Annotated in this window: 12 protein-coding genes; 8 read left to right on the forward strand and 4 right to left on the reverse strand. The window is 36.0% G+C overall.

Annotated elements, in window-relative coordinates:
- Positions 1 to 246 precede the first annotated feature (246 nt).
- On the reverse strand, positions 247 to 2,148 hold the full coding sequence (gene htpG / locus ACP7AV_RS12490; RefSeq protein ID WP_426092231.1) for a molecular chaperone HtpG: 1,902 nt from the start codon (positions 2,146 to 2,148) through the stop codon (positions 247 to 249).
- A gap of 180 nt (positions 2,149 to 2,328) precedes the next feature.
- Here htpG and ACP7AV_RS12495 point away from each other — a divergent pair, with 180 nt between their 5' ends.
- The 3 genes from ACP7AV_RS12495 to ACP7AV_RS12505 all read left to right on the forward strand — a co-directional run bounded on the left by ACP7AV_RS12495 (position 2,329) and on the right by ACP7AV_RS12505 (position 4,570).
- The gene (locus ACP7AV_RS12495; protein ID WP_426064914.1) at positions 2,329 to 2,805 is read left to right on the forward strand and encodes a lipocalin family protein; all 477 of its coding nucleotides are present in this window, start codon (positions 2,329 to 2,331) and stop codon (positions 2,803 to 2,805) included.
- Positions 2,806 to 2,822: 17 nt separating this feature from the next.
- Entirely contained in the window at positions 2,823 to 3,518 is a 696-nt protein-coding gene (locus ACP7AV_RS12500; RefSeq protein ID WP_426092232.1) for an OmpA family protein, read from the forward strand.
- A 104-nt stretch (positions 3,519 to 3,622) separates the two neighbouring features.
- Positions 3,623 to 4,570 carry an ABC transporter ATP-binding protein gene (locus tag ACP7AV_RS12505; protein ID WP_426092253.1) on the forward strand — a complete coding sequence of 316 codons (948 nt, stop codon included), beginning with the start codon at positions 3,623 to 3,625 and terminating at the stop codon, positions 4,568 to 4,570.
- Positions 4,571 to 4,765: 195 nt separating this feature from the next.
- On the opposite strand, the gene ACP7AV_RS12510 is transcribed toward ACP7AV_RS12505, so the two are convergent.
- Positions 4,766 to 7,177 (reverse strand): prolyl oligopeptidase family serine peptidase, encoded by a 2,412-nt coding sequence (locus ACP7AV_RS12510; protein ID WP_426092233.1) that lies wholly within the window; start codon positions 7,175 to 7,177, stop codon positions 4,766 to 4,768.
- 293 nt (positions 7,178 to 7,470) lie between these two features.
- Here ACP7AV_RS12510 and ACP7AV_RS12515 point away from each other — a divergent pair, with 293 nt between their 5' ends.
- The 3 genes from ACP7AV_RS12515 to ACP7AV_RS12525 all read left to right on the forward strand — a co-directional run bounded on the left by ACP7AV_RS12515 (position 7,471) and on the right by ACP7AV_RS12525 (position 10,296).
- Positions 7,471 to 8,478 carry a 3-oxoacyl-ACP synthase III family protein gene (locus ACP7AV_RS12515; RefSeq protein ID WP_426092234.1) on the forward strand — a complete coding sequence of 336 codons (1,008 nt, stop codon included), beginning with the start codon at positions 7,471 to 7,473 and terminating at the stop codon, positions 8,476 to 8,478.
- Positions 8,479 to 8,628: 150 nt separating this feature from the next.
- A complete protein-coding gene (locus tag ACP7AV_RS12520; protein WP_426092235.1) occupies positions 8,629 to 9,624 on the forward strand; it encodes an isoaspartyl peptidase/L-asparaginase family protein in 996 nt (331 codons plus the stop codon).
- Complete coding sequence (locus tag ACP7AV_RS12525) at positions 9,625 to 10,296, forward strand: copper homeostasis protein CutC (protein WP_426092236.1); 672 nt, start codon at positions 9,625 to 9,627, stop codon at positions 10,294 to 10,296.
- An 88-nt stretch (positions 10,297 to 10,384) separates the two neighbouring features.
- On the opposite strand, the gene ACP7AV_RS12530 is transcribed toward ACP7AV_RS12525, so the two are convergent.
- Positions 10,385 to 12,784: a TonB-dependent receptor domain-containing protein gene (locus ACP7AV_RS12530; protein ID WP_426092237.1), complete on the reverse strand. Its 2,400-nt coding sequence runs from the start codon at positions 12,782 to 12,784 to the stop codon at positions 10,385 to 10,387.
- Between the two features lie 225 nt (positions 12,785 to 13,009).
- Positions 13,010 to 17,296, reverse strand: coding sequence for a choice-of-anchor L domain-containing protein (locus ACP7AV_RS12535; protein WP_426092238.1), 4,287 nt, complete (start codon positions 17,294 to 17,296; stop codon positions 13,010 to 13,012).
- A 202-nt stretch (positions 17,297 to 17,498) separates the two neighbouring features.
- Here ACP7AV_RS12535 and argS point away from each other — a divergent pair, with 202 nt between their 5' ends.
- Positions 17,499 to 19,277 carry an arginine--tRNA ligase gene (gene argS / locus ACP7AV_RS12540; RefSeq protein WP_426092239.1) on the forward strand — a complete coding sequence of 593 codons (1,779 nt, stop codon included), beginning with the start codon at positions 17,499 to 17,501 and terminating at the stop codon, positions 19,275 to 19,277.
- A 70-nt stretch (positions 19,278 to 19,347) separates the two neighbouring features.
- Entirely contained in the window at positions 19,348 to 19,818 is a 471-nt protein-coding gene (locus tag ACP7AV_RS12545; RefSeq protein ID WP_426092240.1) for a hypothetical protein, read from the forward strand.
- The last annotated feature ends 32 nt before the right edge of the window (positions 19,819 to 19,850 follow it).

Here is a 19,850-nt window from a genome sequence, read left to right on the forward strand (position 1 = left end):
TTTTGCTAAACGAACTTATAACCTTAAAAAGCTGTAAATAGCCCCGATAGGAGTGGAAATCCTTTGCTTTGGCGTGAGCTAAAAGCAAAGATTGTAGCGCATAGCGGGACGAAAGTGATTCTGGAAAACAATCGTTTTGCTCCAAAAAAAAAGCTGCCCAAGGTTGGACAGCTTTAATATTTTGGATATTCCGAAGCAAGTTTAGAATAGGAGATTCACACTTACTTCATAAAATGGTTTCTCTGTTTATTTAATCAACTCAAAACTTCTTTTCACGAAAGCAGTCAATGCTTCTCCTTTTAATAGGTTTTGTGATAATTTAGCTAAGTCAAGTGCTTGTTTGACCAAACTTTCCTGAGCGTCTTTGTCTTTGTTGTTTAGAATGCTGGTTGCCAATTCAGAATTAGTATTTACTACTAAATTGTACATTTCCGGCATATTTCCCATTCCAAACATTCCACCGCCGCCAGACTGACTCATTTCTTTCATTCTACGCATGAATTCCGGTTGCGTGATGATAAATGGTGAAGCATTGCTGTCTAAAGCTTCCAGTTGTACGGAATACGTTTGTTTAGGAACAATGGCTTCTAAAACAGTTTTCAAGTTGGTCTGCTCTTCTTCGGATAATTTAGAAATAGTCGTTTCCTCTTTCTTGATTAAATTATCAATGTGATCTGAATCCACACGTACAAAAGTCATGTTGCTGTTGTCGCCTTCAATTTTTTGAATTAAATGCGAGATAATTGGAGAATCAAGCACTAATACCTCATATCCTTTGTCTTTTGCAATTTCGATATAAGAGTGTTGTGCTTCTTTGTTTCCAGCGTATAAAACCACTAATTTCCCGTCTTTATCCGTTTGATTCGCAGCAAGATTTTCTTTTAATTCTTCCAGCGTGTAATATTTTCCATCAACTGTTGGATACAATACAAACGCTCCTGCTTTTTCGTAGAATTTATCTTCGGAAAGCATTCCGTATTCTAAAACTATTTTGATGTCGTTCCATTTTTGCTCAAAATCTTCACGGTTTTCAGTAAATAAGGATTTTAATTTATCGGCTACTTTACGGGTGATGTAATTGGAAATTTTCTTCACCGCAGCATCCGCCTGCAATCCAGAACGAGAAACGTTCAACGGAATGTCCGGTGAGTCTATAACTCCTTTTAACATAGTCAAAAATTCAGGAACAATTCCTTCTACATTATCCGTAACGTACACCTGATTTTGGTACAATTGGATTTTGTCTTTCTGAATTTGTAGATCAGAACCTAATTTTGGGAAATACAAAATACCGGTTAAGTTAAACGGATAATCAACATTTAAATGAATGTGGAATAACGGTTCTTCAAACTGCATTGGATATACTTCTCTGTAGAAATCCTTGTAATCAGCATCTGATAATTCAGTTGGCTGTTTCGTCCAAGCTGGATTTGGGTTGTTGATGATGTTGTCAACTTCTACTTCAGTAAAAGTTTTGTCTTTATCTTCTACAGCAACTTCTTCACCCTTTTTTTGTTCAATTTTCTCCGTTTTAGTTCCAAATTTAATTGGAATAGGCATGAACTTATTGTACTTATTAAGAAGCTGATTTATTTTGGAATCTTCTAAGAATTCCAGAGAATCTTCAGCAATATGCAAGATAATTTCTGTTCCGCGAGTAGTTTTGTCAGCAGGCTCCAAGGTAAATTCCGGACTACCATCACAAGTCCAATGTGCAGCAGGTTCATCTTTGAATGATTTAGTGATGATTTCCACTTTTTCGGCTACCATAAAAGCTGAATAGAAACCAAGACCAAAATGGCCAATAATTCCAGAATCTTTAGCTGAATCTTTGTATTTATCCAAAAATTCTTCAGCACCAGAAAACGCCACTTCGTTGATGTATTTTTCTACTTCATCAGCAGTCATTCCCAAACCTTGATCGATGATGTGCAGTTTCTTGCCTTCCTTATCGATTTTCACCTCGATGATTGGGTTTCCGTATTCTACTTTGGCTTCACCAATGCTTGTTAAATGCTTTAATTTGAGTGTCGCATCTGTTCCGTTAGAAATTAATTCACGCAAGAAAATTTCGTGATCGCTGTATAAGAATTTCTTGATTAAGGGAAAGATGTTTTCTACCGAAACATTAATTTTACCTGTTGTCATATTTTGATTTTTTTTAGTTTATTTGAATATCCATAAGCCTTTCAAATAGAATACCAATTATAAATGTAGTGACAAATTGTCGCAAGCGTTAATTATGATATAAAATAATTTAATTCTGAAACAAACTTGTTAGATCCAATTGTATCTTTGTGTAAGTATTAATTCATTAAATTTAAGAAAATGAAAAAAGTTATTTTATTGTGCACGCTAGCGGTTCTGATGTTCGCATGTAAGTCTACGTCAGCGACAGGTACAAACACAGATAGAAAATCTCAGGTTGCTATTAAAGGAAATTGGGTTATTAGTTCTGTAACCTACCCAGGTTCACAATATGTAAAAGTGAATACTTTTCAAATTGCAGATTCAGAATGTTTCGTAGGAAGTAATTGGAAGTTTGTTTCGAATAACAATAAAGGAACTATGGCTTTGACAAAAGCGAATTGTATGACATTCAGCTCACCAATTACATGGTTTATTAATAAAGAGGGGCAATTTGTACTTAAAGTACTTAATGCTGGAGAAAAAGCTAGAAAAGTTAGAGAAGGATATGTTTTAAATGTAGCCAATCAAACAGAATCTTCTTTTCAATTGATAGATAAAATTAATGTAGGTGGAAAAATGACTGACGTTGTGTATCAGTTTCAAAAAGTTAATTAATAAGTAAAAAAAAAGATATGAAAAAGATTTCGATAGTTGCAATAGCAACAATAATGGTTATAGGTTCAATGTTTACTAGCTGTGAGGCTGTGAAAAATACAAATAAAACACAGAGAGGAGCAGGAATCGGTGCAGTTGCCGGAGCTGTACTTGGAGGTGTTCTTGGAAACAATCTTGGAAAAGGTGGAAAAGGTGCAATGGGCGCAGTACTGGGTGGTGTTATTGGTGGAGTTGCCGGTGGAGTTATTGGTAACAAAATGGATAAACAAGCAAGAGAAATTGATGCTGTTCTTCCAGGAGCTGAAGTGGTTCGTATTGGAGAAGGAATCAAATTAGTTTTAAATGAAAATGCAGTGCGCTTTGATACCAACAAGTCTTCTTTGACTGCTGGTGCAAAAGCAAATTTGGATAAATTAGTTCCAGTTTTCGCGGAATACCCTGATACTGATATCACAATTTACGGATATACTGATAATACGGGTGCAGCGGCTTACAATTTGAAACTTTCAGCAGCAAGAGCAGCGGCAGTTAAAAATTATTTAGCTAGCAAAGGTGTTTCTTCAAGTAGGTTTCAAGTTACTGGTTTAGGAATTGCTGATCCAATTGCTTCTAATGAATCGGTTGAGGGCAGAAGCCAAAACCGTCGTGTTGAATTTGCTATCACTGCAAACGATAAAATGATTAAAGATGCAGAAGCTGAAGTGAAAAACTAAGCAAAAAATACCATAAAAACTAAGGCTGTTTCATCAAGAAGCAGCCTTTTTTTGTGTCTAAATTAGAATTAAACATTGTAAATTTGTAGCTCTAAAAAAAGATGATGCTCGAGATAAAAGATATTTCCTTTACTTACACTGAAACCCCCGTTATTGAAAATGTAAGTTTTACGATTGCTAAAGGCCAAAATACTGCTATTATTGGCGAAAGCGGTTGCGGTAAAAGTACCTTGCTAAAACTGATTTACGGATTGTATGATTTGGATACTGGAGCAATTAGCTATAATGATAAACCCATTTTGGGACCCAAATACAATCTGGTTCCCGGAGAAGATTACATTAAATATTTAGCGCAGGACTTCGATTTGATGCCGTACATAACCGTTGAAGAAAATGTCGGTAAGTTCTTGTCGAATATGTATCCTGAACTAAAGAAAGCCCGCGTTCAAGAATTGTTGGAAATGGTCGAAATGACCGCTTTCGCAAAAGTAAAAGCAAAATTCCTGAGTGGTGGACAACAGCAGCGAGTAGCCTTGGCAAGAGTTTTAGCTTTGGAACCAGAAATTATTTTGCTGGATGAGCCTTTTAGTCAAATTGATTCTTTCCGAAAGAATTCTTTGCGTCGCAATTTATTCCGTTACTTAAAAGATAAAGGCGTAACCTGCATTATTGCCACACATGACAGTACTGATGCTTTGTCGTTTTCGGATGAAACTATAGTGGTTCAAAACGGAAAAGTAGTAGCAAAAGGTGATTCCAAATCCTTGTATGAAAACCCCGCTAACAAATATATTGCTTCACTTTTTGGGGAAGTAAATGAGTTAAAATTGTCTCAGTTAATAGCACTTGAAGATGACGAAGATGCCTCGCTTTTGTTGTATCCGCATCAATTGAAAGTGGTGGACAACGCCATTATGAAAGCAGTCGTGAAACAATGTTATTTCAAAGGAAGTCATTATTTAGTCAAAGCAGCTTTTGAAAGAAGAGCGATTTTTTTCGAACACGATTCGGAATTAGCATTAAATCAAGAGGTATATTTGATGTTATCCTGATGATAAGAATTCAGGAAACAGTGCTCAGTATTCAGTGATTTTCAGTTCTGATAGCTATCAAAAGTAGAAGTCGTTTTCAACTTTTATAAAAGTAGTAAAAAACAAGAACCCCAAAATCAAAGTGAATTTGGGGTTTTGTTCTATGTTCAGCTTTCTGACCACTTCTTAACTGGTCACTGATCACTACTTTCAGCGTTAATTCTTCAAATACTTTTCTAAGAACTGATCTTGTTCCCAAAGTAAATGTAAAATATTCTCTTTGGCGACATAACCATGCGCTTCTTTTGGAAGAATTACCATTCTTGCCGGTGCGCCTAAACCTTTCAAAGCTTGAAAATAACGTTCGGTTTGCAAAGTGAAAGTACCCGGATTATTATCGGCTTCACCGTGCACTAAAAGCATTGGCGTTTTCATTTTATCTGCATTCATGAATGGCGACATCGTGTTGTACACTTCAGGAGTTTCCCAGTAATTGCGTTGTTCTGTTTGGAAACCAAAAGGAGTTAACGTTCTGTTGTAAGCACCACTTCGAGCGATTCCACAGGCAAAAAGATTAGAATGCGTCAATAAATTAGCAGTCATAAAAGCACCATAGGAGTGACCTCCAACAGCTACTTTTTTTCTGTTGATGTATCCTAAAGCATCCACGGCATTGATGGCGGCTTCTGCATTGTCTACTAATTGGGTCATGAAATTATCATTGGGCTCCGTTGTTCCTTCACCAACAATGGGAAAAGCAGCGTCATCAAGAACCACGTAGCCTTTGGTTACCCAATATACGAACGAACCATAACTGGGAAACGTGAATTCATTCGGATTTTGTGTACTTTGTCCCGCTGAATTTTTGTCTTTGTATTCTGCTGGATATGCCCAAATCAATAAGGGCATTTTCTCTTTTTTTGCTTTGTCATAACCAACTGGTAAATACAAAGTTCCGGATAATTCAACACCATCTTTACGTTTGTATTTTATCACTTCCTTACTCACGTTTTTGATACTTTCAAAAGGATTTTTGAACGAGGTAATTGGTGTCAGTTTATTTTTTTGTTTGATATTTCTAAGGTAATAATTAGGGTATTCATTTTTAGACTGGATTTGGACTAAAACAGTTCCTTTTTTGTAGTCTTCAATCTCCAAAACGTCTTCCTTTTTATCGTTGTACGTTGAGGTATACAAACGTTTTGCTTGAAAGTTTTTCAAATTAAATTCACTGATAAACGGAAATTGACCGTTTTTAGTGAATCCGTCCCCAATAAGATACGCATTGTCATTTTCGATCGCCAAAACATACCTGTTGTATTGGTTTTTTCTAGTTTCGAAATTTCCCGGATCCGCATACACATCCTGTGAGTTTCTGTCGAAAATTACTTTTGGCGCCTGACTTGGATTCGAGGGATTGATTACATACGTTTTGGTATTACGCGTATCATACCATTCATCTGTAATTATGGCGGTGTTGTCATTTCCCCAAATGATTTGATCGTAGCGTTGCGGAGTTTTTACCAATGAAGTAGCTGCTCCATCAAACGGTGCGCTCCAAAGAAAAACTTCATCTCTGAATTCCACTTTGTTTGCAGGATCACCACCATCTAAAGCTTCAGCATACACTAATGTTGCCGGTTTGTCTGTTCTCCAGCTCATGTTTCTTTTTCCTTTTCGAACTGCCATAAATCCTTTAGGGATAATCTCAGTAAGCGGTACTTCATTAACCACTTTCACTTCGTTACCAGCCATGTCATAAATAACAGATTTTGATGGAAAACGACTTAATGGAACAATGTATGAAAATGGTTTTTGAATCGTAGTCACCATCAAATAATTACCATCCGGGGAAAAGCTTTCTCCGGCGTACATATCGGCTTTTTTGAATAAAGTTGTTGTTCCGTTCAAGTTTACTTTGTACAATTCAGAAGTCATGATGTTTTCAAAATTGATTTCATCATTCTTGTTTTTCAACATGTCCGGATACGTTCTGTTTTGGGATTTCGCACCATCAGCATTCGAAATTATAGGACCGTTTGGCAAATCTTTTTTGGCATCCAAAAGCGCCGCTCTGTTTTTTGGTAACATTTTCACCAAAATAGTTTCGTTGTCATTCATCCAGCTGAACGGACTTCCTATGTTAGCATTAACTGTCGCTTCTGTTAATTTTGTGGCTTTCGCCGAAGCAACATCGATAAACCAAAGTTCAACACCTGAAGCTGTGGTGTGGGAAAATGAGATTTTTTTATCATTTGGTGACCAAGCAATATTACTGATGCGAGGATTCGTTGGCAAACCTGCAACCTGTACTTCATTTTTGTCTTTTATTTTACGTAATTTCAGGTTGTTCACATACGTAACTGTACTTGAAATATTCGTAATTGGATTAATTCGCAATCCGCCCAAACGAAGTTCTTCTTGGTTTAAATCGTCCAATGATTTATAGGTATTTCTATACGTCAACAGCATGTATTCTTTTTTGGTATCCATCGATACCGAAGGCGCTCTTTCATAATCCGCCAAATCCAATATGGATTGAGATGGTTTTTGATAGGTTAAGTTTTCTTGTGCAAAAGTGGTTAAGCTTAGTCCAAGAAATAAAAAAAATGGAATTTTTAATTTCATAATTTGAATGATTTTAAATTAGCGTTGGTATTGTCAATAATTGGTCTAAAATAATTCAATGTTATTACATTTGGAAATAAATATCTCTTTTTAACTTTTGCGTTGGTTTCAGTTTGCTTTCTTGTTATTATGTTTTTGATTTATGTTCTGTCATAATTTTAGTACTGAAGCAAGCAGTAAAGGATGACAAAAGCCATAAAACTTGTAAATTGCTAAAAAATTAGTAATTTGTCGGCTCAAATTTTTAAGAATTTTTTAAATTTGAACTCTTTTTATAATAAAATAACAATTGTATGTATCATTCAAAAATAGCAGGATTGGGTTATTATGTTCCCGAAAACGTAGTAACCAATGACGATTTATCCAAAATCATAGACACCAATGACGAATGGATTCAGGAAAGAACAGGAATTCAGGAACGAAGACATATTATAAAAGGAGAAGACACAACCACTTCTATGGGTGTAAAAGCGGCCAAAATTGCGATTGAACGTTCTGGCATTGCGAAAGAAGATATCGATTTTATAGTTTTTGCCACGTTAAGTCCTGATTATTATTTTCCTGGCCCTGGAGTTTTAGTACAACGTGATTTGGGTTTACGAACCGTTGGTGCATTAGATGTTAGAAATCAGTGTTCAGGCTTTATTTATGCGTTATCAGTGGCAGATCAATATATCAAAACCGGAATGTATAAAAACATATTGGTTATTGGATCTGAGGTTCATTCGACCGGACTGGATATGACTTCTCGAGGCAGGGGCGTTTCCGTAATTTTTGGAGACGGTGCCGGAGCAGCTGTTTTGAGCAGAGAAGAAGATTTGACTAAAGGAATTTTATCGACTCATTTACATTCGGAAGGACAGCATGCCGAAGAATTAATTGTAAAAGCTCCAGGAATGGGTGGCCGTTGGGTTACTGATATTTTGGCGGATAATGATCCAAATGATGAAAGTTATTTCCCGTACATGAATGGACAGTTTGTATTTAAAAATGCTGTGGTTCGTTTCAGCGAAGTAATTAATGAAGGATTGCAGGCAAATAATTTACAGGTTTCAGATATTAATATGTTAATTCCGCATCAGGCAAATTTGAGAATTTCACAATTTATTCAAAAGAAATTCAGCTTGACCGATGATCAGGTGTACAATAATATTCAAAAATACGGAAATACTACCGCAGCTTCAATTCCTATTGCGCTAACTGAAGCATGGGAAAAAGGCAAAATAAAATCAGGAGATACGGTTGTTTTGGCAGCTTTTGGAAGTGGTTTTACTTGGGGAAGTGCTATCATTAAATGGTAAAAAATGGTTTAATAAATCGGTTGTCGATTCCAGTTAATCCATTATAGATATTCTAAGCCTGCGCAAATTATTGTGCAGGTTTTTTTATTTAAAGTGGAACCTTTATATTTATAGTTTAAATGAGATGCAGCCAATACTAAAACAATCGAAATGACAAACCGTAGAAATTTTTTGAAAACAGCAGCTTTTGCTTCAGCAGCTGTGGCGTTGCATTCATTCGAAGGGAGACCAGCGAAAGAAAATGATTTTTTATCTAAAAAAGGAACAAAACCCATTGTGATTTCGACATGGAATTTTGGAATTCAAGCCAACGCAGCTGCTTGGGAAGTTTTAAGGGCTAACGGTCGAGCCTTAGATGCTGTCGAAGCTGGAGTAAAAATTCCTGAAGCCGATCCAACTGAAAGAAGCGTGGGCTATGGCGGAAGACCGGATCGAGATGGTCGCGTCACACTAGATGCTTGCATTATGGATGAAAATGCAAATATTGGTTCAGTAGCATGTTTAGAATTTATCAAACATCCCATTGCTGTGGCTCGTGCAGTGATGGAGAAAACGCCGCATGTCATGTTGGTTGGTGATGGAGCTTTACAGTTTGCGTTGTCTCAAGGTTTCGTAAAAGAAAATTTGTTAGTGGAAGAATCCGAAAAAGAATGGAAGGAATGGTTGAAAACCAGTCAATATAAGCCTATCGCTAATATAGAAAATCACGATACCATTGGAATGATTGCTTTGGATGTTGACGGTAATCTTTCCGGTGCGTGTACTACAAGCGGAATGGCTTTTAAAATGCATGGACGTGTAGGGGACTCTCCAATTATTGGGGCAGGATTGTACGTTGATAACGAAATTGGTGCGGCAACGGCTACGGGCCATGGAGAAGAAGTAATTCGGATTTCAGGCTGTCATTTGGTGGTAGAGTTGATGCGACAAGGGAAATCACCACAAAAAGCCTGCGAAGAGGCGGTTGCTCGAATAGTGAATTTGACTAAAAAAAGGAATAAAAATTTAAAAGATATTCAAGTTGGTTTTATTGCTTTAAATAAAAAAGGAGAATATGGTTCATATTGTATTCAGGGCGGTTTCAATTACGCTGTCAATGATGCTATGGGAAATCGATTAATTGATGCCGATTATTTTTTAAAGTAAATGAAAAAAGCACAACTGGAAATTGCGTGTTTTAATTTAGAATCGGCGATTATTGCACAGAAAAATGGTGCCGATAGAGTAGAATTATGTGCCAATATGAAAGAGGGCGGAATAACGCCAGATTTTGAACTTACCAAAGCTGTCCGTAAAAATACAGCTCTTGATTTATATGTTATGATTCGGCCCCGTGGTGGGGATTTTATTTATTCTGATTTTGAATTCGAACAAATGAAATCAGAAATTTTGACATTCAAAAAACTTCAGGTTGATGGTTTTGTTTTTGGAATTTTAAAAGAAGACGGTAATTTAAATGAACTACAAAATGCGGAATTAGTAGCTTTGGCAAACCCATTGCCTTGCACATTTCATCGCGCTTTTGATGGAATAAAAAACAAATTGAAAGCACTTGAATCTCTAATAGAATGTGATTTTAAAACTATTTTGACCTCTGGACAAGAAACCAATGTAGTTGACGGTATTGATGTTTTGGCTAGATTAGTGGAAAAGACGAATAATAGGATTGTAATTATGCCGGGCGGCGGATTGCGTTCATCAAATATTGAATTATTAAAAGAAAAAACAAAAGCTGTTTTCTATCATTCATCAGCAATTATTGATGTTGGGGAAATCGCAAATGAGGAAGAAATACAAGCCATACAGGCATATTTATAATTCGCATAATTTTGTGAAATCAAAAAACTCGGAGTTGGCATACTCCGAGTTTTTCTTTTTGCAACTAACTAACTATTAAAACTAATTTTTACAAAAGCCCTCCGCCTCCTTGGGTTTCGTTCTTGTCTCTCTGCTTTCTTGCGGCTGCTTTGTTTTTTCCGCTTCCAAATCTGTAATTAAAACCTAAATAAACGGTTCTGCTTTCCCAATTGAATTCTCCATTTGTTTTGTAAGGACGTTCTCCATCAAAAGCAAATCGCATGGTTTTGAAAATATCACTGAATCGCGCACTGATGGTTCCGCTACCTTTCAATACGTTATAACTCGCCCCAATATCCATTTTCCACATTGGGCTTCTGTCTAGCTGAAGACTTAAATCTCTTCCTCTGTACATTCCGAATAATTGAAAACGCAAGTCTTTTGTCGCTTTAAATGTATTGTTTATTCGGGCGTTGAAGGTTGTAATATCGACTTCTACAAATTCATAATTCCCCGGCGTATCCTCAATTGTTCCTTGGGTTTTCTTATTGTATGCATCAAGACTGATATTGGCACTCCACCATTTTTTGAAATCGAGATTTCCGGAAACTTCAATACCATAAGCATTGTTGTTATCAAAATTATCGTAAGAGATAATTTGTTTGTTGGAATCATTTGGATTCGTAAAAATTACACGTGTTATTTCGTCTTGAATTCTCCTATAAAAAATTCCCGAAGTAATGGAACCAATTTTAGTTTTTCGGGTATAATTTAATTCAAATGAATTGGTAAATTGAGGAACGAGAAACGGATTTCCTTCAGAATCTATCGTTGGCGTGCTCCATTCTCTAATAGGATTTACCTGAGATATGCTTGGTCTGTCCACTCTCCGAGAGTAATTTAAACTGAACGAGTTATTGTCACTTGGGTTGTAAGTTATAAAAGCCGATGGATAAATGCTTAAAATATCATCTTCAAACTTCGAATCAACTTCACTTACTTTTCTAAATAAAGCTTCAACATTGTACCGTTCTAACCGTGCTCCTGCCTGAAAATTCCATTTTTTCCATTGTTTTCCAAGAGTGGCATACGCTGAATATAAGGTTCTTTCGTAGGTGAAATCAGAGTTGTAGGCATTATTCAAAAACAAGTTGTTGTCCGTATTTTCATTTCTACTTTCTAAACCTAATTCTAATTTTGTCGTTTCAGAAAGCGGATTTACATAATCAAGATTTACTATCGTGTTTTTTCCCAACGTTTTTACATCGTTTGTAAACGAATTAGTAGTGCCATTTATATTAGTGTACAATGCGTTTTCAGGACTGTCATTTTTATTGTAATTAACTTCTAATTCTAAATTATGTCCTTCCTTTTTAAAGTCTAATTTGTAATCAAAATTGTAGGTTTCAGAGTTGTTTTTGCTTTTATTGTCAAATAATTGGAAGCGGTCATTGGTAGCCGACGAAACGTAATCAACTTTGGTATTTCCAAAATCTTTTCCTTGAGAAATATTTTGATTGGTATAAAAAGAAAATGTGTTTTTGTCATTAATATTGAAATCAAATCCAAGTTTAGCTAAGTGAGACGTGTTTTTAGAATTCATGTCAAAAATCTGCGTATTGTCATTATTTAACTCCTTGCTGTTTATGAAGCCGTTGTTTGAATATTTTCCATGATTAAAGCCATAATTTCCGAAGAAATTAAACTTTCCAGATCTGTAATTTAAGTCAAAAGAGGAATTTACTTTTGGTGTTATCCCAAAGGTTACCCCGTTATTTATACTTCCGTTAAATCCGAGTCTGCTATTTTTGTTTAAAACAATATTGATGATTCCGCTCATTCCTTCCGGATTGTATTTAGCCGATGGATTGGTGATTAACTCAATTTGTTTGATGGAAGCTGATGGAATTTGTTGCAAAACTTGAGCGGCATCCATATTTGTTGGTTTTCCATCGATAAGGATACGAACATTTGAATTTCCTCTTAAACTGATGGCATTCGTTTGTGGATCCACGCTCACCGAAGGAATATTATTCATGATTTCTCCGGCAGTTGCTCCGGCAGAGATTAGATCTTTGCCCACGTTTATGATCTTGCGGTCAATTTTTTGTTCAATGGTAGATTTTTCTTTTACAATTTCGACTCCTTCAAGCTGAATTGCATCTTCTTCAAGAGCAATAGTGTTAAAGTTGATGCTATTGTCTAACGTTAATTTAGCCGATTTTGAAATCGTTTTGTATCCCATAAATTGGATCTCTACGATATAATCTTTCAAAGCTAAATTTTTGATTTGAAAAGTTCCCTTATCAGATGTAATTCCTCCAGTAATTACTTTGCTGTTTTCTTTTACCACAACATTCACATAAGACAATGGCTCGTCAGTGTTTTTATCAGTAATTTTCCCTGAAATACTTCCGGAATTATTAAGAAGTGTCGGTTTGACCGAAGTTTGCGCCTGCATTGAAAACAATGTCCCAATAAAGCAGATTAAGATTAATTTTAGTTTCATGATTGATTGTGATTTAATTGATTGATGATGCAAAGGTAAATATTTATTGTAATATTATGTATTACAAAGTACTGTTTTATGCATAAATAAAATTTTTTGATTTTGACTGTACATAATAGACTGATGAGGCTCGATTTTGTTACATACATTCTGCTTTTTTATTTGTTTAAATAACAAAAAAAGGGCTTTCGATTAAAAAAGCCCTTTTAGAGAATATAGTAATATTTATCGTTTTAGAGAAAAATGGGATTTATATTCTTTGGTGATAGTGTCTTCAGTATACGAGATAGAAAACCAATAATCATCCGCTGGTAGCGCATGACCATTGAAAGTTCCATCCCAACCAGAGCCATTTGGGAATAATTCTTTTAGCAGTTTTCCATAGCGATCAAAAATATATAATTTTAAATTTTCGCTATTTGGTATTCCAGTAATATTCCAAGTGTCATTAAAACCATCTCCGTTTGGAGTGAAGAATTTAGGACTGTTAATCAGCTTAACCGATATTGGACTGGTGAAGGTTCCGCAATTGGCATCGCTAACCGATATTTCGTGAAGTCCGGAACTTACATTGTTAAATACGTTACTAATTTGAGGGGAACCTCCATCTAAAGAATACAGAAAATTACTCCCATCTCCTACAAATGGGACGGCATTGACAGTTATGGTTTGGTTATCCGTGAACCATCCGCTGGTTGTAAATGTTACGGAAGCGGGTATCGAAGATTCAATAACCGTAAAAGGGGCGATGTCAGAGGTACAACCAAAAATAGATAAGTTGGTAACAGTGAGTGTGTAGTTACCAGGTTCACTTGTTGAAAAATTTTCTTCGGTACCTACTAACGTCCCGTCTTCGCTTTTCCATTCAAAAGAGAATTGAGGTGTAGTAAATCCACTTTTAATAAAAGCATCAGTCGTGATTCCGGTATCAATATCAATACAAATGGCTGGAATGTTAAGTACTGGTTTTGGTTTTGCGGTGATAGTAATTACCATTGGTCTTTCAACAGGACAAATAACTGTTGCAGATGTTCCTGATTCGGCATACGCATAAATAGTGGTTGAAGCAGTGATGAAATCCCCCGGAAATTTTTCAGTGTTGTTGCTTCCCGGACCACCTGGATTTGTAAAATATCTTGTTACAGGTGCTGTGTAGGATGGCAGTTCATAAGATTCGCATCTTGTTACAGGCGCAATAGTTGTTATCGTTGGGCTATTATAAATGGTAATAGTAAAAGGGTCTTCATCAGTACAATTAACTCTATTGTTATTCTCTGCGTAAACATATATCGTTGTCGTGGTAGTGATTGGGGAATAAGGAGGGAGCAATCGTACTCCAGTTCCATTTGGACCACTTGGAGCGGTGTAATAACTTCCCATACCTACGATGGCTGGTAAGTTAAAACTATTGCAAGCATATTGATCTTCTTTGTCATTTACAAAAGTTACCAAAACGTCTATACTGTATTCTGAAACGCAGGTATTTGGTGCTGTAGCTGCGACATAAACATAGATTATTTTTGAGGTTGTCAAAACGGTACCAGCCGGTAAAACAGGATTCGTTGGCGATGGACCACCGGCAAATTCGTAATATTCCCCATTTCTTAAATCATCTAAAATATAACTTTGACCACATCGAATAACTTCTACAGGTTTTGCATCAATTACAGGAGATTTATTAATGGTCATTAGGAATTCTTCTTCAACATAACAAGGTCCACTTACAGCTTTATCATAGAAGTACATTTTTTGAGTTGTGGTAACCGGAAATCCCACTGGACGAAGTTGTCCAGTCCCTAAAGGTCCGGTATAGTAGTTGCCTGAATGTGCCACCGTAGGTAAATAATAGACATCGCATTGAGGGGTGGTGTCTGGTATTACTGGTAAAGGAGCAATATTTACAGTAACAGTAAAGTCTAAATTATCGGTGCATGTTTGTCCTGTGACATAAAACCAAAGAGTTGTAGTTGCATTAATTAATGTTCCAGCAGGAACAATATTTCCTCTGCCGGCAGCAGCAGTTCGATATTCTCCAACGGTCAATGCAGGGAGACTGTAGGCAGAACAGGAATTTACATCTGTTGGAGGTGTAATACTTCCCACGCTAATAAAAAACGTGAAGGTTTTTTCGTCAACACAATTTTTTGGAACCGTACCACTCTCTTTATACACATAAATAATGGTCGTCGTATTTATTACTGTTCCTGCTGACAAAAGGGATCCACTTTTATTACTACCAGTGTAATAAACACCACCATTTGAATCAACGGGCAGCGTGTAAGAAGTACATGCAAATTGATTTGGGTAATTAGGCAATACACTAAATGATATTATTGTTATAGCAAATGGGTTTTCTTGCGTACAGGATGGTGTAACAGTAGTATCTTCAAACCATACATATATTCTGTTTACCCCTGTAGTATTTACTATAAATCCAGCTGCTAACTGGATATTTCCCGGAGTAGTGGGGCCTCCGCTTTTAGTGAAATATTTTGCATACGGTAAAGCTGGAAGGGAATATTGTATACAGTAGGTTTCAGAAGCTGGTGTGATTGTGTCTAAATCAGCAATGGTAACATTAAAAGAATCTTGGTTGGTACACAGTCCAGATTGATTAAAAACATAAAGGTTCATTGTGGTAGTGGTAATAACATCCCCGGCAAAAAGTTGTGTTCCAGTTCCGTTATTTCCAGTCCAGTATTGCGCTCCAGCTTTTGTTAATGGTGGGAGTTTGTAAGAGGTGCATACAAATACATCTGGTAATATATCTACTTCTGGTAAAGGCGAGACAATCAAATTAAAACTGGTAATAACAAAACAACTGGGATTTGAAATGTTTTGTAATCGGACCCATAATGTTGTGCTTGCCGATAATAATTGGTTGCTCGAATTTAAAGTTATATTATTAGTATTGCTATTTGCTCCCGTTTCCGAGGAGTGAAAAGTGAGAATGTTGTATGAGGTGTTTTGGGAACCAGTAATGGACGCAATTTGTGACGTTAAGTTAAAATTAGCTTTCAGAGGAGTTTCAGATAAATTTCTGGAGCACAATGTATTATCAATAGGAATATTTGCAATTAGTGGCGATGCGACAATCAGCAATTGAAAAGATCTAATTTCATAGCACAACGTGTTAGGGTTTTGAATTCTGACAAAAATTTGTTTGCCACTTTCCGTACTCGAAATAGTCTGAAGAATTGAGATTGCGGCAGTATTTCTCCTAGCATCTGAATCAGTAAAGTGATACGTGATAATTGTATTTGCGGGTAAATCATCTAAAACACCAGTTGTGCTAGTAGATTGGTTAACTCCAGCCAGAATGATTGAACTGTTTTTACTGAGATTAAAATCATAAGAGGAAGCCCCTGAATCACACATATAAATGTTGGGAACAGCTGTAATTACTCCGATCTTGGGAAAAATTTCTATCGTGATATCATCTGTGACTTCGATGCAACCGGGTTCTTTGTATGTAACACTGTAAATATGAATTCCAGAACTAACCAGTGGAATAACTGTGTTGAGGTCTAATGTTACCCCTGTTTGTGGTGGTGAGAATGCTACTCCTTGTTTTTTCCATTCGAAAGTAGTTCCGGAATCTAAACCTGCGGCGGATAATATTGGTAACGTGTTTCCCGGACAAATTGCAGCATTGTTTGCCGTTATATAATCCCGTCCTACAACATCTTGCCCGATATTAAAACTATTGGCTTGTAGAAAAATAGCAGAATCATAACCCGTATTATTTCCTCCGTCAGCAATAACTAATTTAATGCGATACACGTGCGTAATGTCTAACCCAGTTGCCGAAGCTAGCATTGAAACTGTTTGTCCGTTGAAATTTATGGCAGGGCCAAATCCACCTCCGTTAAAAGCACCAAAATAGTTTGGATTGGCGGAAGGACAGTTAGGATTGTAAGCCGTGTCTCGTATGGTTTCAACAGATACCGGGATGGCTGTGCTTGGTATTACGGCTAAATTTACATTAGCACCGCCGGCTGTTACATCTTTTAAAAGAAAAGCAAAAGCATCCGAGAAGCTGCATTGGGAAGTCCCATATTCTTCAGAAGCAAAAAGAAAAGAAAAATCGAAATTGGGTGTTTTGGGTTGAAAATCAAATTCAATAAAACTGGCATTTATTGAATTAAGAGTTATTCCCGACTGCGAAAGTAAATTAGCTTCCAAATCTGAATCGCCTGACCATGCTGGAATACCATCGCTTAAAATAGTTGTATTGGGTGCCGGAATTTTAGTAACATCTCCCGTACTTAATACAACTCCGTTGGAAAATGGAAAGGCAGAATTAGTATTTTCAAAATAGCCTATTCCGTTGGACGATCCGTAAAATGTTCCTGTTCTTGAAGTTACATTGGTACCCTGAACACATGGCGAATTCACTAGTACCTGATTCACCAATTGGTCAATCGTGTATTTTGTAGTATTTACGGTAACTGCTTGGGAATGAATAGCATGTGAAGCCATCAACAATATAAAAATAAGAGTCTTTTTCATGTCTTATGTTGTTAATTTGCAGAGTAAAAATAGTGAAAATTGAATTATCATTTTTAAAAAATGCTAAAATTTTGTTAACTCAATCCTAAATATAGCAGTACAACGGTTTTTTTTATTTGTTAGTGTTTTTAAGACGTAATTGAGTAACTTTTCTAACCAAATTAAGGAATTAGAATTATCTTTGCACTTTTAAATTTACATCATGACATTACAACAGATTCTTACGCCCTCCATTAAAAAAGCTGTAAAAGCTTTATTTGACGTTACTATTGATAAAGCTGAATTTCAAACTACACGCAAGGAATTTGAAGGGGATATAACGATGGTTATTTTTCCATTGTTGAAAGTAGTGAAAAGCAATCCAGTGGAATTAGGGAATAAAATAGGAGCCTATCTTGTTGAAAATTTAGTTGTGGTAAATCGGTTCAATGTAGTTTCCGGATTTTTGAATATTGTTATTTCAGATGATTATTATTTAGATTTTTTTGGAGAAATAAAAGATGACGTTAAATTTGGTTTTGTAACTCCTTCGGAAGATGATAAAGCGGTTATGGTAGAGTATTCCTCACCAAATACGAACAAACCCTTGCATTTAGGTCACGTGCGTAACAACCTTTTGGGATATTCAGTTGCGGAAATCATCAAAGCTTCCGGTAAAAAAGTGTATAAAACTCAAATCATTAATGATAGAGGAATCCATATCTGCAAATCAATGTTGGCTTGGCAAAGATTCGGAAACGGACAAACTCCAGAATCAACAGGTTTAAAAGGGGATAAATTAGTTGGGAATTATTATGTTGCTTTTGATAAAGCGTACAAAGAAGAAATAGCGCAATTAATGAGCGCCGGCAAAACGGAAGAAGAAGCTAAAAAACAAGCGCCAATCATTTTGGAAGCTCAGGAAATGTTACTAAAATGGGAAGCTGGAGATGAACAAGTAATCACCCTTTGGAAAACCATGAATCAATGGGTCTATGATGGTTTTGCCAAAACCTATGAAAATCTTGGTGTTGATTTCGATTGTTTTTATTATGAAAGCAATACGTATTTGTTAGGGAAAGATGTGGTTCAAATTGGTTTGGATAGAGGCGTTTTCGAAAAAGATCCTGACGGTTCCGTTTGGATTGATTTAACAGACGAAGGTTTAGACCGTAAAATTGTATTGCGTTCAGATGGTACCGCGGTATATATGACACAAGATATTGGAACTGCCATTCAGCGTGTAAAAGATTATCCGGATGTAGGCGGAATGGTGTATACCGTAGGAAATGAGCAGGATTATCACTTTAAAGTGTTGTTTTTAATTCTGAAAAAACTAGGTTTTGACTGGTCTAAAAATCTATTTCATTTGTCGTACGGAATGGTTGATTTACCTTCGGGGAAAATGAAAAGCCGCGAAGGAACGGTTGTCGATGCCGATGATTTAATGCAGGAAATGACAGATACTGCCCAGAAAATTGCCGAAGATTTAGGGAAATTAGATTCCTATTCTGCTGATGAAAAAGCAAAATTATACAACACGATTGGTTTAGGAGCTTTAAAATATTATATTCTAAAAGTAGATCCTAAAAAACGAATCCTTTTCAATCCGGAGGAATCGGTAGATTTTGCTGGAAATACTGGACCGTTTATTCAATATACGTATGCCAGAATCCAGTCGATTATTCGTAAAGCAAATTTTGATTTTTCGAATAAATCAAAAATGACAACGCTTCATGAAAAAGAAAAAGAATTGGTGAAACAATTAGAGTTATTCCCTGACGTTATTCAAAATTCTGCACAGCATCACAGTCCTGCTTTGCTTGCTAATTATACCTATGATTTAGTTCGGGAATACAATTCATTCTATCAGGCGGTTCCTATTCTCGGTGAAGAGGATTTAGAAAAGAAAATTTTTAGAGTTCAATTGTCTAAAAAAGTTGCCGATACTATTGCTGCTTCATTTAAATTGTTGGGAATTAATGTTCCGGAAAGAATGTAATTTTTTTGGCTTATTTTTTGTGAAAACAATGTTTTTTTAATACATTTAGTATCAAATAAACACTTTAGTCATGAAAAAACTGTTTTTATATCCACTTTTGTTTGGTGTTTTTTTGCTAAATGTAGCCGGAACCTGCTGTGCTGACGATCCCGAAATAGTGTCTAATGCAAAAAATGATTTGGTAAAAGTAAATGGTATACTAAGTGAAGGCACTTGGAAAGTGAGCTATTTTATTGATAAAAATAGTAATCTAACAAGTGAATATTCAGGATTTAATTTCACTTTTGGAACGAATGAAATTTTGACTTCTAACGATGCTGCCAATACGTTTTCTGGGAAGTGGTCTGTCGTAAAATCAAACAATATTAATAATAATCCAAATGATGATTTGGATTTTGTTATTTCATTTTCAAGTTCTGAAACATTAATGAAGTTATCGGAGCATTGGGATGTCACTGAAATTGAAGAAACTAAGGTTCGGATGAAAAGTAAATCGAGCAATGTGGATGGAATCAATTATTTGACTTTCAAAAAAAAATAAATTTATGGTGTTTCACGATTTCGTAAAACTTT

It is taken from the genome of Flavobacterium sp. DSR3-2 (assembly GCF_049896525.1).
Taxonomy (GTDB): Bacteria; Bacteroidota; Bacteroidia; order Flavobacteriales; family Flavobacteriaceae; genus Flavobacterium.

Excerpts from the sequence above, each read along its gene's own strand:
- htpG (WP_426092231.1), bottom strand. The coding sequence starts at position 2,148 with ATGACAACAGGTAAAATTAATGTTTCGGTAGAAAACATCTTTCCCTTA.
- ACP7AV_RS12495 (WP_426064914.1), top strand. The coding sequence starts at position 2,329 with ATGAAAAAAGTTATTTTATTGTGCACGCTAGCGGTTCTGATGTTCGCA.
- ACP7AV_RS12500 (WP_426092232.1), top strand. The coding sequence starts at position 2,823 with ATGAAAAAGATTTCGATAGTTGCAATAGCAACAATAATGGTTATAGGT.
- ACP7AV_RS12505 (WP_426092253.1), top strand. The coding sequence starts at position 3,623 with ATGCTCGAGATAAAAGATATTTCCTTTACTTACACTGAAACCCCCGTT.
- ACP7AV_RS12510 (WP_426092233.1), bottom strand. The coding sequence starts at position 7,177 with ATGAAATTAAAAATTCCATTTTTTTTATTTCTTGGACTAAGCTTAACC.
- ACP7AV_RS12515 (WP_426092234.1), top strand. The coding sequence starts at position 7,471 with ATGTATCATTCAAAAATAGCAGGATTGGGTTATTATGTTCCCGAAAAC.
- ACP7AV_RS12520 (WP_426092235.1), top strand. The coding sequence starts at position 8,629 with ATGACAAACCGTAGAAATTTTTTGAAAACAGCAGCTTTTGCTTCAGCA.
- ACP7AV_RS12525 (WP_426092236.1), top strand. The coding sequence starts at position 9,625 with ATGAAAAAAGCACAACTGGAAATTGCGTGTTTTAATTTAGAATCGGCG.
- ACP7AV_RS12530 (WP_426092237.1), bottom strand. The coding sequence starts at position 12,784 with ATGAAACTAAAATTAATCTTAATCTGCTTTATTGGGACATTGTTTTCA.
- ACP7AV_RS12535 (WP_426092238.1), bottom strand. The coding sequence starts at position 17,296 with ATGAAAAAGACTCTTATTTTTATATTGTTGATGGCTTCACATGCTATT.
- argS (WP_426092239.1), top strand. The coding sequence starts at position 17,499 with ATGACATTACAACAGATTCTTACGCCCTCCATTAAAAAAGCTGTAAAA.
- ACP7AV_RS12545 (WP_426092240.1), top strand. The coding sequence starts at position 19,348 with ATGAAAAAACTGTTTTTATATCCACTTTTGTTTGGTGTTTTTTTGCTA.